This window comes from Saccharothrix sp. NBAS 001 (assembly GCF_056640475.1).
The window spans coordinates 561,179-575,488 of sequence record NZ_CM153251.1 but is presented as its reverse complement, the minus strand read 5'-3'; the positions used below and the strand labels follow the sequence as shown (position 1 = coordinate 575,488).

13 protein-coding genes are annotated in these 14,310 nt (G+C 71.5%); 2 read left to right on the top strand and 11 right to left on the bottom strand.

Features of this window, described 5'->3' with window-relative positions; translation table 11 throughout:
• Positions 1–139 precede the first annotated feature (139 nt).
• Complete coding sequence (locus AC0HI0_RS02630; protein ID WP_480930620.1) at positions 140–409, bottom strand: IPT/TIG domain-containing protein; 270 nt, start codon at positions 407–409, stop codon at positions 140–142.
• Between the two features lie 43 nt (positions 410–452).
• A complete protein-coding gene (locus AC0HI0_RS02625) occupies positions 453–674 on the bottom strand; it encodes a hypothetical protein (protein WP_480930619.1) in 222 nt (73 codons plus the stop codon).
• 421 nt (positions 675–1,095) lie between these two features.
• Between AC0HI0_RS02625 and AC0HI0_RS02620 the strand changes: the two genes are divergently transcribed.
• Positions 1,096–1,638, top strand: a complete 543-nt coding sequence (locus AC0HI0_RS02620) for a hypothetical protein (RefSeq protein WP_480930618.1) — start codon at positions 1,096–1,098, stop codon at positions 1,636–1,638.
• Here AC0HI0_RS02620 and AC0HI0_RS02615 read toward each other — a convergent pair.
• The 7 genes from AC0HI0_RS02615 to AC0HI0_RS02585 all read right to left on the bottom strand — a co-directional run bounded on the left by AC0HI0_RS02615 (position 1,625) and on the right by AC0HI0_RS02585 (position 10,550).
• The gene (locus tag AC0HI0_RS02615) at positions 1,625–2,734 is read right to left on the bottom strand and encodes a WD40 repeat domain-containing protein (protein WP_480930617.1); all 1,110 of its coding nucleotides are present in this window, start codon (positions 2,732–2,734) and stop codon (positions 1,625–1,627) included. The genes AC0HI0_RS02620 and AC0HI0_RS02615 overlap by 14 nt on opposite strands.
• Positions 2,735–2,971: 237 nt before the next feature.
• On the bottom strand, positions 2,972–4,243 hold the full coding sequence (locus AC0HI0_RS02610) for an MFS transporter (protein WP_480930616.1): 1,272 nt from the start codon (positions 4,241–4,243) through the stop codon (positions 2,972–2,974).
• A 181-nt stretch (positions 4,244–4,424) separates the two neighbouring features.
• Entirely contained in the window at positions 4,425–5,039 is a 615-nt protein-coding gene (locus AC0HI0_RS02605) for an MBL fold metallo-hydrolase (protein WP_480930615.1), read from the bottom strand.
• A 37-nt stretch (positions 5,040–5,076) separates the two neighbouring features.
• Positions 5,077–5,814 (bottom strand): SDR family NAD(P)-dependent oxidoreductase, encoded by a 738-nt coding sequence (locus AC0HI0_RS02600; RefSeq protein ID WP_480930614.1) that lies wholly within the window; start codon positions 5,812–5,814, stop codon positions 5,077–5,079.
• Positions 5,815–5,883: 69 nt separating this feature from the next.
• Complete coding sequence (locus tag AC0HI0_RS02595) at positions 5,884–7,227, bottom strand: MFS transporter (RefSeq protein WP_480930613.1); 1,344 nt, start codon at positions 7,225–7,227, stop codon at positions 5,884–5,886.
• Positions 7,228–7,368: 141 nt separating this feature from the next.
• Positions 7,369–9,012: a benzoylformate decarboxylase gene (mdlC, locus tag AC0HI0_RS02590; RefSeq protein WP_480930612.1), complete on the bottom strand. Its 1,644-nt coding sequence runs from the start codon at positions 9,010–9,012 to the stop codon at positions 7,369–7,371.
• A 41-nt stretch (positions 9,013–9,053) separates the two neighbouring features.
• On the bottom strand, positions 9,054–10,550 hold the full coding sequence (locus AC0HI0_RS02585; protein WP_480930611.1) for an aldehyde dehydrogenase family protein: 1,497 nt from the start codon (positions 10,548–10,550) through the stop codon (positions 9,054–9,056).
• Between the two features lie 283 nt (positions 10,551–10,833).
• Here AC0HI0_RS02585 and AC0HI0_RS02580 point away from each other — a divergent pair, with 283 nt between their 5' ends.
• Positions 10,834–12,033: an FAD-dependent monooxygenase gene (locus tag AC0HI0_RS02580; RefSeq protein ID WP_480930610.1), complete on the top strand. Its 1,200-nt coding sequence runs from the start codon at positions 10,834–10,836 to the stop codon at positions 12,031–12,033.
• A gap of 22 nt (positions 12,034–12,055) precedes the next feature.
• Here AC0HI0_RS02580 and AC0HI0_RS02575 read toward each other — a convergent pair whose 3' ends face one another.
• Positions 12,056–12,970 carry an LLM class oxidoreductase gene (locus AC0HI0_RS02575; protein WP_480930609.1) on the bottom strand — a complete coding sequence of 305 codons (915 nt, stop codon included), beginning with the start codon at positions 12,968–12,970 and terminating at the stop codon, positions 12,056–12,058.
• Positions 12,967–14,166, bottom strand: coding sequence for an MFS transporter (locus tag AC0HI0_RS02570; protein WP_480930608.1), 1,200 nt, complete (start codon positions 14,164–14,166; stop codon positions 12,967–12,969). The genes AC0HI0_RS02575 and AC0HI0_RS02570 overlap by 4 nt, the downstream gene beginning before the upstream one ends.
• Positions 14,167–14,310 lie beyond the last annotated feature (144 nt).

Below are 14,310 nucleotides of genomic sequence, written 5' to 3'. Positions count from 1 at the left end.
ACCGCGACGGGGCATCGCCCCGCCGCCGACTGTGGGTGGCGACCGCGGACGGCCGGTATCGGCCCGCGCCCGGATCCGGGCCCGCACAACGGAAGAAGCCCTTGTCGGGTCGCGGCGTCGTTCAGTTGACCGTGCGGGATCACACCGGCGGGGGGAGGTATTCGAAGGGCAGTCGGTTGCTCTCGTTCCCCTCGTCGTCGGTCACCCAGACCTGGACAGTCCCCGCAGAGTTCGGCGGACTCACGCACGTCGCCTTCACCGGGGAGAGCACCTTCAGCCCGATGCCGGGTGTGGGGCCGAAGGTCACGCCCGCCAGGTGCTGCAACAACGTTCCGGTGAGGGTCACCGGCGTTCCCCCGACCGCGTCCCCGACTGCCGGGTCGAGCCTGTCCAGGTGCGGCGAACCCATGACCCGTTCATCGCCGCGAGAGGCGGATTCGGTCGACATGCGGCTAGCGCGCTTCGTAGACAACGTGAACCGGGTTGGAGATATCGCCCTGCGCGTCCTCCAGAGCCACCCAGCCAGGTCCGATGCCCATTCCGTCCGGCACCACGGCTTCAGCGCTCGTGCCCGACGCGTCCACCTTCACCGGTACGGATACGACCGGCGTACCCCCCGCTGCCGTGAACAACGCCTGTGTCACGGTCGCGAGCCCCGGACCGGTGAACGTCACCCTGGTACCGGGTTTCACCGTGGACGGGAAGACCGTGAAAGGGGCGCGGACCCTGACAGGCTGATCTCCGGACATCATTGCTCCTTCGGACTGGACGGCGGTTCCGCGTCCGAATCCGACCTGCCGGACGCCCTGTCGAGCGTGGCAGGGATCCAATCCTCCTGAAGCGACTCATCACCCTTGGGTGCAACGGTTCACTCCGTCCGGTCATGAACACGACGACACCGCCGCAATAAGGCGGATTCCAGCACTCGTCCGGCTGACACCCAGGACGCTCACCGGGGTCGTCGGCGGTCCACGATCCGGGTGGAACGCACGATCGGCTGGTTTGGGCACTGCACCCGCCGATTGCGGGAACCCTTGCATGACCGAGGCCACGGGCCTGTGGATTCGTGGCACAAGCACCACTCAAGGGGGCTCGATGATCACCCGCATCCTCGCTGTACTCGCGTGCACGGCGATGCTGCACGTGCCGGTCGCGCAGGCGGCCAGCGGGCCGAGCCGGTTGGCCGCCTGCGGCACGACCTCGGCGGACCTTGCGGTTACGCGTGGCGAAACGCAGGTCAGGTCGCAGTCGTGGCTGGACGAACGGGTGCCGTACAGCCAGCAGGCGTGCCACCGCAACGACTTCGGCGACTACCGGACCGACTGCTCCGGCTACGTCTCGATGGCCTGGGGGCTGTCCTACTCCCGCACCACGATCACGCTGCGCGAAGTCGCCACCGAGATCCCGCGAGCCGACCTGCTCCCCGGTGACGCGCTGGTCGACCCCGGCCACGCGGCTCTGTTCGTGCGCTGGGCGGACGAGGCGAAGTCGGAACCGGTGGTGCGTGAGCAGGCCGGGCCGGACGGCGCGTTCCCGGCGGAGCGCAAGTGGACGGCGGAGACCGCCCGCGCCTACACGCCCTTGCGGTACAACAACGTGGTCGAGGGCGGTGCGCTTTTCGGTGTCACAGCTCGGTGATCTGGACGGCCCCCTGGTCGACGCCGGTGCCCGGGTCGGTCACGCTGCCCACGTAGAGCGTCCTGCCTCGCGGGTCGACGGCCAGCGAGGTGACCGAGTCGTCGGTGAAGCCGGTCAGGGTGTCCACTGGCTTGCCGGTGGCGGAGTCGAGCACGAGGACGGTCGGCCCGTCGTCCTCGGTGGTCTGCGCGCGCCCGACGTAGAGCCGTTTCCCGTCGGGCCGCAGCGCGAGCGCGCCGAGGTCGTAACGATCGGAGAGGTGCGTGGTGGCGACCACGGCGTGGCGCACCGGGTCGACGATCACCGCGTCCTGAGCCAGGTTCACCCCGTAGAGCCGCGTGCCGTCCTTGCTGAGCACGGGGCTTGCCAACGGCACGGAGATGCCGGGTGGCAGGTCGAGGACGAGGTCGGACACCAGGCTGCCGGTCTTCGTGTCGTAGGTTTCGATCGCGGATTCGTTCTTCTGCGTGTCCGCCTGGAATCCGCCGGTGGTCACGTGGACGGTGCGCTGGTCGGGCGCTACCAGGACGTCGCCGGCCCAGAGCCGCTTCAGGGAGGTCCGGGCGATCACGGTGAGGTGTTCCAGGTCGATGGTGTACAGGCGGCCCAGCGTGCCGAGGGCGGCGTCCCCGTCTTCGGTGACGAACAGGAAGCGGCCGTTGGCGGCGAGCGCTTCCGAGGTCAGGATGTCGACCCCGGGCAGGGTCACGGTGGCCTCGGTTTGGCCGGTCCAGGCGTCGAGCACGGCGATCCGTTGCGGGGTCAGCACGTACAGCCTGCGGCCGTCGGGGCTGACTTCCAGGTCGTTGATCCAGTAGTCCGTGCTCGGCACCTTGGGCGCGTGGGTCGCGAGGAGTTGGCGGGTGGCGTTGTCCACCACCTTCACCTGGACTCTTTCCCGTGACCGCTGGCCGGTGGACAGATAGGTGAGCCGGCCGTCCGGGCTGACCACCGAGTGGCTCGGTTCGACGTCGCCCAGCGGCACCACGTCGATCTGCGGTTCGGTCGCCGCCGACGCCGGCACCGCCCCGCCGAGCACCACGGCGACTGCGGCGATCGCCCGAATTGCCCTGTGAAATAAGGATGAACTGGACACGCCGGTCTCCCCTGCTCACTGTGCCCGGGTGGTTCGGATCGGCCCGAGCGTAGCGCCGGATCAACCGGGATCGCCTTTCGCGGCCGTTGTTTCCGGTCGACCTCGACTTGTTCCGCTGTTCCGCCCGGTTCTTTTCAGCGCACCGGACCAACGGTGGCGGACGCTCGGGCCAATACCGGCTTCGACCTCGTTCCGGACCTCGACGGGCATTCGCCGTCGCCGCGCGTGGAGCGGGAATCAGCGCGCTTGCTCCGCGCTGCCGGTGCGCGCGGGCAGCGGGTCGCCGTTCGACCGGGACAGGACGCGGGGTGCGGTCTCCCGCAGACCGAGGCTGAGCAGCACCACGACCACCGCGCTCACCGCCGCGATGACCATCGCCGCCTCCAGACCCCACCGGTCCGAAGCCCACCCGGCGAGCACGGGACCGAGCGCGCCACCGAGCAGTTCACCCACGCCCATCGTCACGCCGACCACGGTGGCCAGCGCGCCCGGCGGGACGGTCTCGGCGGGGATGACGGCCATGAACAGCGTGAAGCAGCCGACGCCCGTGTAGGTCAGCATCATCACCGCTCCGAGCAGCCACGCGTCGTCCACGAACAGCACCGCCAGCGGGCAGCAGACGGCCAGGACGCTGAAGCCGGCCAGCGCGGGTTTGCGGCCGATCCGGTCCGAGATGGCGGGCGTGACGACACCCCACACCATCCAGGCGACGCCGAGGCAGGTCATCACCGTCCCCATCGTCGCCGACGTGAATCCCTTGACGTTCAACAGGTACAGCGGGGTGAACGTGACGATGGTGGCGAACCACGTGAGGTAGCAGACCGCGATGAGGATGCACAGCACCACGTTGCGCATGCCCAGGGCCTGGCGGAGCGGCACCTTCGCGGGCTTCGCCGTCCGCCCGGCGACCGGAGGCGACGGGCGTTCGCGGACGACCACCGCCATCGCGGCGGCGATCAGCAGACCCGGCAGCAGCGTCACGAAGAACGACCAGCGCCAGCCGACGGACTCGGCGAGCCAGATGAAGGCGAACGGCGCCGCGACGCCACCGAGCAAGCCCGCCGACGCGCCCTGGATCAGGCCCATGTTCAGTCCGCGCCGCTTCGGCCGGGACGCCTGCACCATCAGCGACTGCGCCAACGGGATCACGCCGCCCTCGGCCGCGCCCATCAAGGCTCGCGCGACGAGCAGGCCGACGAAACCGGCGGCCAGCCCGGAAACCGCGGAGATCAGCGAGAACAGCACCACGGCCGTGATCAGCAGCGGCTTGCGCCGCCCGAGCCGGTCGGAGAGCCCTCCCATCAGGATGCCGGAAACGGCCCAGGTGCAGGACAGCGCGCCGGCGGCCAGACCGAGTTGGGTGGGCGAGAGCCCGAACTCGGCATCGATGTACGGTGCCAGGAAGGCCAACGCCTGCCGGTCGAACAGGACGAAGCCGACGCCCAGGAACAGGACGCAGAGCAGGCGGCGCTCGTAGCGGCGCGCCTCGGAGCCGGGTTCGCCGGTCATCACCGCACCACCGCGCAGCGCCGCGTCTGCTTCCGGGGTCTTGTGGCAACCGGGTGGATCATCAGGTGTTCGGGCATCGTTGCCCTGCCTCTCCGTTGAGGACTGAAACGACGTTCGAGGGTTGGTGGCCGCGAAGGCCGGGGCGCGACCGCGTCCCCGGCCGGGTTCGTGGCGGTGTCCGTTACAGCGGGGTGGGTGTCCCGCGCTCCAAGCGGCGCACGACGTCGCCGCCGACCGCGTTGCTCAACATGCCGACGTACTTCGCGGGGTCGAGGGTTTCGCCTTCGTGGATCGGGACGGCCACGCGCGGCGAGACCCGTCGCACGTAGTCGATGGATTCGGCGATCTTGAGCCACGGCCCGTCGATCGCCACCGCGAGCACTCCGACCTCCACCGCGGGCTCGTGGAAGGAGTCGCCGGGGTGGAAGAACGCGCCGCCGTCGATCAGGTAGCCCAGGTTGGCGCAGCCCGGAATCGTGTCGTGCACGGTCGCGTGGCGTCCGCCGACGACGTCGACCGCGGTGTCGCCGAACGTCAGCGCGTCTCCCGGCTCGACCACCCGGTGCTCCGGCAGGCCGGCGATGTCGCCCGGGGCGACCAGCACCGCCCGGCGGTTCCCGGCTTGGAGGAGCCGGACCTTCTCCGGGTCCACGTGGTCGGGGTGCTTGTGCGTGAGCAACACCGCGTCGAGCCCGTCGACGCCGTCGACGTCGGACATGACGCCGGGGTCGATGAGCAGCCGGGCGGAACCGGTGTCCACGAGCACGCAGGCGTGCCCGAGGTGAGTGATCTGCAAGTGCCTCTCCTGCTTGGTAGGTAGGGAAGTTCGTAGGTCAGGTGGTGGTGTGGCCGCCGTCGATGTCGAACACCGCGCCGGTGACGAAGGTCGAATCGCGGGCGAGGAGGTACTCGATGAGGCCGGCGATCTCGTCCGGATCGGCCCAGCGCTTGAACAGCTGCCGACCGGTGAGGATCTCCAGCCCCCGCTGCTTGTCCTCGAACGGGTCGAGGGCCGCGCGCCCCAACGGGGTGTCCACCCCACCGGGGCAGATCGCGTTGCACCGGATGTTGTCGGCCGCGTACTCGGCGGCGACGCCTCGGCTCAACCCGATCACGGCGGACTTGGAGGCGCAGTACACGCTCAGGTTCGGCAGCGCGACCCGGCCGCCGACCGACGAGATGTTGACGATCGAGCCGTACCCGGCGGCGACCATGACCGGCAGGACCGCCTGCATCATGAGCATGTGGGTCTTCACGTTGACCGACATGACCCGGTCGAAGTCCTCGGACGTGGTGTCCCGCAACGACTTGGGCAAGGTGATGCCGGTCGTGTTGACCAGGCCGTCGATCCGGCCGCAGGTCTCGGTCGTCCGCGCGACCAGCTCCGTCGGCAGACTCGCGTCCAGGCCGTCGCCGGCCACCACGATGGGCTCGCGGCCGACCTCGGCGACCAGGTCGGCGGTCTCCCGCAGGGCCCGCTCGTTCACGTCGGTCAAGGCGAGGCGCACGCCGCGCCCGCCCAGGCGCACGGCGGTGGCGCGGCCGATGCCGCCGCCGGCCCCGGTCAGCACGACCACATCTGGTTCAACATCGGTTACGGCCACGGGGCATCTCTCCTGATTCGCGGTGTTCGACGTGGTTCATTTGGTGAGCGGCAACGCGGTCGCGCGCTTTCCGGGTACGAGGACGGTGAGCACCGCCGCGAGCACGGCCGGAATGGCGAACGCGTAGAAACTCCAGTGGCTGGAGAGCACGCCCGCGTCGACCTGGGTGAGGACGTAGCCGCCGTAGGTCGGGCCGACGATCGCGCCGATCCGGCCGACGCCGAGCGCCCACCCGAGCGCGGTCGCGCGGGCCTGTGCCGGATAGAGCGCGCCGATGTACCCGTTGACCAGGGTCTGGGTGTTCGAGCCGAATCCGGCCAGCGCGCCGATCAGCAGCAGCGGTGCCGTCGCGGGCTTGGTGATGAACAGCAGGACCGCGCCGGCGGCGACGCAGAACGAGCAGGCGATGACGAGTTTCTCGCCCACCCGGTCCGCGAGCGCGCCGGCGATGATGACGCCGGCGACGGCGCCGATGTTGAAGACCAGCAGGAAGGTCAGGGCCGATCCCATCGAGTAGCCCTCGTTGCGCATGAACTGCGGCAGCCAGGTGTTGAGCCCGTAGACGAGCAGCAGCCCGAGGACGGAGATCGCCCAGAGCAGCAGCGTCATCGGCAGGCGGCGGCCGCCCACGATCGTCTTGGCCGTCTCGACGAGCCCGCGCTTCACGCCCGTGACGGGGCGGGCGGCGGCCGTCGGCTCGGGCGGTGCGTCGTACCCGGTGATGCCGAACCGCCGGGCGTAGGCCGCTGCCTCGTCGTGGCGGCCTTTCGCGGTGAGGAAGGTGATCGACTCGGGCAGCATCCGCAGGGCGAGCGGCAGGACGAAGACCAGCGGAGCGGCCCCGACGACGAACATCATCCGGAACCCGCCGACGGGCAGCAGCACCAGCGCGAGGACCGCGGCGAGCACGCCGCCGATCGAGTAGCCGGAGAACATCAGCGCGTTGTTGAGCTGGCGACGCCGCGCCGGGGAGTACTCCGCGATCAGCGCGATCGCGGTCGGGACCACGCCGCCCAGCCCCACCCCGGTGATGAAGCGCAGCAGGGCGAAGACGCCCGGGTCGGGTGCCAGCGCGGTCAGCGGCATGGCGATCGAGAACCAGACCAGGCAGGCGATCATGACCCGACGCCGGCCGACGATGTCGGTGAGCGTGCCCACGAGCAGCGCGCCGACCAGCATCCCGACGAGCGCCGTGCTGCCGATGTGGCCGACGTCGGCCGGTGTCAGCCGCCACGGGCGGTAGGCGAGCAGGTCGGGGACGACGGCTCCGTAGACGATCAGGTCGTAGCCGTCGAAAACCACGGTCAGGCAACAGATCAGCAGGATCCACCGGGTGCTCCGGGTGCCCTCGCGGGCCGTGCGTCCTTTGCGCGCAGACATTTGCGCCTCCACCTCTCTGTGGACATTGCGATGTTCCGCGCCGTTTCCGGAAATACCCCGAGGGCTCTGGGAACTCGTGGGATCCGCGCACGCCGGGCGGTCGTCGATCCGGTGCACGAACGCCCGGCGGAGCGCGCTTGACTACCCGTAGGCCGGGTCGGCGGCCACCTCGACGTCGAGCACCAGCGGACTGGTCCGGTCGGCGAGTGCCGGCAGGTGTTCGGCGAGCGTCGCCGCCAGCTCGTCGTGGTCGCTGATCCGCCGGGCCGGACAGCCGAGCCCCGCCGCGATCCGGGCGATGCCCACCTCGGTGAACGACGGCCACGGCTGCTTGCCCCGCCCGGACTGCTCCGCGAGCCGGTCCATGATCGCGTAGCCGCCGTTGGACAGCACCACGAACAGCGCCCCGATGCGGTAGTGGGCGGCGCTCCACAGGCCCTGGATGCCGTAGAGCGACGACCCGTCACCGAGTACGGCGACGACGGGGCGGCGTGGTGCGCCCAGCTTGAGCCCGATCGCGGCGGGCAGGCCGAACCCCAGGCCACCGGCCGCCGCGCTCAGGAAACCGAGCGGGACGCGGGCGGGGACGCGGCGGTGCAACTCGGGCCGGCTGGAGGGCGACTCCTCGACGAGGATCGTGTCGCGCGGCAGGTCGCGGGCCAGCAGGTCGAAGACGTGACCGGGCCGCAGCGGCTCTCCGGCGCGCGGGGGCGCCAGGGGCGGCACGGGTGGGCGTGCGGCGGATTTCCCCTCCCGGGCGCGGATTCGGCCGACGAGCGCCTGGCAGGTCCGCGCGACGTCGGCCACGAAGGCGCGGTCGGCGATGCTGTGGTGGGTGTCCTCCGCGTACGGCGTCACCTGGAGAACGGTGGTCGTGCCGGGCACCAGGTCGCCCGGCTCCCAGGGGTACTGCCGGAACGCCGGCGCGCCGAGCACCAGGACCACGTCGTGCTCGGCCAGCGCGGACCGCACCGCCGACCGCGCCGGGGGCAGGTGCCCGGCGAAGGCGGGGTGGTCCTGCGGGAATCCGGCGCGCGCGCCGAAGGGTTCCTGCCAGACCGGGGCACCGAGGCGTTCGGCCAGCGCGGCGACGGCGGCCCAGTCCGATTCGCCGTCCGCAGCGGACCCGACGACCAGCGCCGGTGCGCGGGCGTGGTCGAGGGCGGCGGCGAGGTCGTCGATCTCCGGACCGAGGGTGGGCCGGCCCCGGCGGACGTCGATCGCCGCCGCCGCGCGGGTCCTCCCGGCGGGCCGGAGCCAGTCGTCCATCGGCACCACGACGAGCGCGGGGCCCGCGCCGGTCACCGCCTCGTGGTGCGCACGGGCGATCGCGGCGGGGACGTCCTGCGCACGCACCGGCTGGTCCGTCCACACGGGATAGTCGCCCACCAGCCCGGCGAGCCGGCCGGCGAGGAACGGATCGTGGGCGAGGTGGCGGCGGTCCTGTTGCCCGACCACGACCACCAGCGGCGCGCGGTTGGTCCGCGCGGTCGCGATCGCGCCCGCCGCGTTGGCCAGCCCCGCTGTCGTGTGGAGGTTGACGAACGCGGGACGGCCGGTCGCGATCGCCCAGCCGGTGGCCATGCCCACTACCGCGCCTTCGTGCAGCGCCAGCTTGAAGTCGAGGTCGTCCGGGAGTCCGGTCAGGAACGTGATCTCCGTCGACCCGGGGTTGGCGAAGATCGTCGTCATCCCGTAGCGCCGCAACACCTCGAACACGGTGTCCCGCACGGTCGTCTCCGCGACGGCTGCCCCGGCGGCGGGCGCGGGGTCCTCGGTAGTCATCTGGTCGGTCTCCTTGAGCGGGTGGTGGACGGGGTGCGGGTTCAGATCGGGTAGTGGCGCTCGCCGGACTGCAACGTGATCCAGCGCAGTTCCGTGAACTCCTCAAGGGCGGCGCGGGATCCGAACCTCCCCCACCCGCTGGCACCGACGCCGCCGAACGGCATCTGCGGCTCGTCGTGCACGGTCGCGCCGTTGATGTGGCAGATTCCCGAGCGGATCCGGCGGGCCACGTCGAGCGCCCGCCCGCCGTCGCGGCAGAAGACGCTCGCCGACAGGCCGTACTCGGTGTCGTTGGCGACCGCGACGGCTTCGTCGGCGTCGTCCACCTCGATGACCGACACCACCGGGCCGAAGGTCTCCTCGCGGTAGATCCGCATGTCCGGGGTGACGTGCCGCAGCACGGTCGGCCGGACGTAGAGGCCGTCGGCGGACCCGCCGGCGAGCACTTCCGCGCCGTGCCGCACGGCGTCCTCGATCAGCCCCATGACGTGGTCGCGGGCACCGGTGTGCACGAGCGGGCCGACCTGGGAGGTCTCGTCGTCGGGCGGGCCGACGACGAGCTTGGCCGCCCGCGCGGCCAGCAGGGCGCTCAACTCGTCGGCCACCGGCCGCTCCACGATGACCCGCTCGGTGGACATGCAGACTTCGCCCTGGTTGATGAACGCCCCGAACCCGGCGGCCGCCGCCGCGGCCTCGACGTCCGCGTCGGCGAGCACCACGAGCGGTGCCTTGCCGCCCAGTTCGAGGACGACCCGGGTCAGGTGCCGCCCGCCCAGCTCGCCGATGATCCGGCCCACCTTGGTCGAGCCGGTGAAGTTGACCCGCGCGGTCGCCGGGTGGGCCAGCAGGGCCTCGACGATCGCGGGCGCGTCCTCGGCGGCGTTGCTGATCAGGTTGACCACTCCGGCGGGTGCGCCGGCGTCGTGCAGGATCTCCACGATGGCGGCCTGCGTGAGCGGTGTCTGCTCGGAGGACTTGAGCACGACCGTGTTGCCGTACGCCAGCGGCATCGCCACCGCCCGGACGCCGAGGATCAGCGGCGCGTTCCACGGCGCGATCCCCACCACGACGCCGGCGGGCTGACGCACCCCGAGCGCGGTCAAGCCCGGCACGTCGGACGGGACGACCTCGCCCACGGCGGAGTACGCCTGTGCCGCCGCCTCGGTGAGCATGCCTTGTGCGACATGGACGTTGAACCGGCACCACGGCCGGGTGGCGCCCATTTCGCGGCCCATGGTCGCCGACAGCTCCGCAGACCGCTCACCGAACAGTTCAGCGGCGCGCAGCAGCACGGTCCGTCGCCGGGCGGGCGGCAGTCCGGCCCACCCGGGCAGCGCTGCCGCCGCCGCGTCGACGGCCCGGTTGGCGTCGTCCACCGTCGCCGCCGCGACCCGCGCGACGGGGGCGCTGCTGATCGCCTCGACGGTCTCCACGTAACGGCCGTCCCGCGCGGGCGTGGACCGGCCGTCGATGAAGAGGTCGGACGTGGCCGCGCGCGGCGTCTCGCTCCCGTTGGCCACAACTTCGGGGGATGGCATCGGCCCACTCCTGAACACTCGACGGGATGCGACGGCGGCCACCTGGCCGCGCGGCGAGTCTCGGCAGCCGCAGCGGCCGGAACAACGCACCGGTCCATTGGATGAACAGACGTCCCGGTGTCGTGGTCCGGCTCGTCGCAGCGCACATCGGAAACGGCCACACGTCGGCTGTCCGTTCAATGACCGACCATGCCGCACCGTCGTTGGCGTGCGGGCAGCATGTGCGCATCGAAGCAAGCCATTCCGATGCGCGGATCGCGCCGATATCCGGAGGAACTCAAGAATGGCAGCAGGCACGGTCGCACCACTCAGGATCGCGATCCTCGGTGGCGGTATCGGCGGGCTCGCGGCTGCGGCGTTCCTGGACTGCCACGGTCTCGCGGCCACGGTGTACGAACAGGCGCCGCGCCTGGCCGAGATCGGCGCGGGTCTCGTGATCGCCCCCAACGCCGGGCGTCAGCTCCGCAAGCTCGGCGCGTTCGAGCACCTGCGCGGGCGCGCGGTCCGGCTCGACACCGGGTGGGAGTTCCGTCGATGGGAGGACGGCCGGGTGCTCTCCGCGGAGAACCTGGAGACGGCCTGCCACGACCTGTACGGCGAGCACACCTACACCGCGCACCGGGCCGACCTCCTCGCCGCGATCCGCTCACGGGTGCCGGCGGGCAGCGTCGAACTCGGCCGCAAGTGCGTCGGCGTCGACGCAACCGGTGCCGCGTACCGGATCCGCTTCGCGGACGGCCACTCGGTCGAGGCGGACGTCGTGATCGGCGCGGACGGAGTGCACTCCGCGGTGCGCGGTGCCGTGTTCGGCTCGGCACCCGCGACGTACTCCGGAATGTGCGCGTTCCGCGCGCTGGTCCCGGCCGGCCGGGCTCCGGACTTCGCCCGGCGTCCCACCCAGACGCTGTGGATCGGTCCCGGCCACCACCTGGTGCACTACCCGGTGTCCGCCGGCGAGTACGTCAACCTGGTCGCTTTCGCCCCGGCGGGCGACTACACCGTCGAGTCCTGGACCGCGACCGCGACCGACGAGGAGTTCCTGGCCGAGTTCGACGGCTGGGACCGCCGGCTGACCGAGTTGATCCGCGCCGCGGGCACGCCGGGACGGTGGGCCCTGCTGGACCGCGCTCCCCTCGCGCGGTGGTCCGATGGCGGCGTGACCCTGCTCGGTGACGCCGCGCACCCGATGTTCCCGTTCTTCGCCCAGGGAGCCGCGCAGGCGATCGAGGACGCTGCGGCGCTGGCCCGTTGCCTGGCCGAAGACCTGGACGACCCCGCGCGCGCACTGCGCCGCTACGAACGGCTCCGCATTCCTCGCACGACCCGCCTACAGGCCGTCAGCCACGGTCGTTCCCACGTCAACCACCTCCCCGACGGCCCGGAGCAGCAAGCCCGCGATGCCGCGTTCGCCGAGGAGGACCCCCTCGTCGCGAACGAGTGGATCTACGGCTACGACCTCGACGCCGCCGTCGCGCGGGGATGACCGGGACGGCGGCGCGACGTGCTCACGGCGTGAACTCCGGGAGCACGTCGCGGGCCAGCTCCTCCAGCACGTCCTCCACCGGGCGGCGGGACGGGCGGAAGTTGAGGGCCACGTGGTTGGTGCCCGCCGTCCGCAGGCCGTGCAGGTACTCGACCAGTTCCTTCGCCCCCAGGCGGGCACCGAAGCGGATCGGGTGGAACGGGGCGTTCGGGTCGTCGGAGAGGTCGACGAGCATCGTGGTCAGCAGCGGGGCGAAGGCGGGGGTCGCGCGGTGCCAGCGCGCGGCCACGCCGGACATCTCCGCCGGGGCCCGGTGGTAGGTGAAGTAGCCGTCCACGTTGTCCGCCAACCACTGCGCGGTCTGGCCGCCCCGGCCGGCCATCACGACCGGTATGCCGCCGACCGGCTTCGGCAGCACCGACGGCGTGCCCGTCGACCAAGCGGAGCGGAGGGCCGCGATGCCGTCGCGCACCAGGCTTTCACGCGCGGCGATGTCGACGCCGAAGACCGGGAACTCCACCGGGCGGTCCCCGGACGCCACACCCAGGACCAGGCGGCCGGCCGAGAGGTGGTCGACCGTCGCGGCCATCTTCGCCACGTGCAGCGGGTGGCGCAGCGGCAGGGCGATCGCGGCCGTGCCGAGCACGATCCGCGAGGTCGCCGCCGCCAGGTAGCCCAGGTACGGGAACGGGTCGAACACCTGCCCGGCGTCCCCGAACGACGGGTCGTAGAGCGGCACGTCCCGCAACCACAGCGCGGCGAACCCCAGCCGGTCCGCCAGGACCGCGCGGTCGTGGTGCGCGGTCAGGTCCGGCTCGCCGGGCAGGCGGTCGCCGCTCCGCCCGGCGAGCGGCGACCAGTCGTTGTCCAGCGGGAGTTCGACGCCCAGGGTCAGGACGCCCGGCCCGGGTGCGACGCGCCGCAGGGCTGTGCTCACGGAGTCGCTTCCGTCACGGCGGGTGCGGGCGCGGCCGGGCTCGCCGCGCGCGCGGAGCGGTTCTGGATCAACCCGGACAGCAGGGTGACCGCGAGCGCCGCGACCGCCATCGCCGCGCCGACCAGGTTGGGCGAGGTGTAGCCGCCGCCCGCGTTGATGGCCAGACCGCTGAGGTACGCGCCGATGGAGATGCCGAGGTTGGCCGCCGAGGCCGCAGCCGCCGACGCCAGCGTCGGCGCGCCCTCGGCCTTGTCGATGGCGCGGGTCATGAAGCCCGGCACGGTCGCGAAGCCCGCGGCTCCCAGCAGCATCAGGGTGATCACCGCGAGGACCTTGCTCGACGAGGTGAACACGAACGCCAGCAGCACCACCGCAAGCAGTGCCTGCGCCACGTACAGGGTCGGCAGTTGCGCGCGGTCGGCGAACCGGCCGCCGACCAGGTTGCCCGTGACCAGACCGACGCCGAACAGGACCAGCAGCGGTGTCATCGCGCCGGTCGAGAAGCCCGCCACTTCGGTGAGCAGCGGCGCGATGTAGCTGAACGACGCGAACAGCGCGCCGATGGACAGCGCGGCGGTGGCCAGCGCCAGCCACACCTGGAGCCTCTTGAACACGGCGAGTTCGCTGCGGATGCGGGCGTCGAGGGGTTTGGGCGTGGCGGGCACCATGGCGGCGACGCCGACCAGGCTGACCAGGCCGATGACGGTGATCATCCAGAACGTCGAGCGCCAGCCGAGGCCCTGGCCGATCCAGTTGCCCAGCGGCGCGCCGACCACGTTGGCCACGGTCAGCCCGGTGAACACCAGCGAGATGGCGCGCGAGCGCTTGTCCGGGGCGACCAGGTCCGCCGCGACGACCGAGGCGATGCCGAAGAACGCCCCGTGGCAGACGGCGGCCACCACCCGGCCGGTCAGCAGCAGGCCGTAGCCGGGGGCGATCGCGGAGAGCAGGTTGCCGAGGATGAACAGGCCCATCAGCAGCAGCAACATCTTCTTGCGCGACTGCCGCGTGCCGAGCGCGGTGACGATCGGTCCGCCGATCACGACGCCCATGGCGTAACCGGAGATCAACAGCCCCGCGGTGGTGATGCTGACGGACAGGTCGTCCGCGATCTGGGGCAGCAGGCCCATGATCACGAATTCCGTTGTCCCGATGCCGAAACTGCTGATCATCAGGGCGAGGAGTGCGAGTGGCACCGCACCGGCTCCCTTCCTTGGGTGTCCCACGAGCGCGGCCGCAGAGATCGGTCGGTCGCCAAATATCTGTACGTGCATAGTTTGTAGACGACTAATATGCTTGTCAAGTCTACGTCCAGGCGTATGTTGTGCGGAACAGTGCTG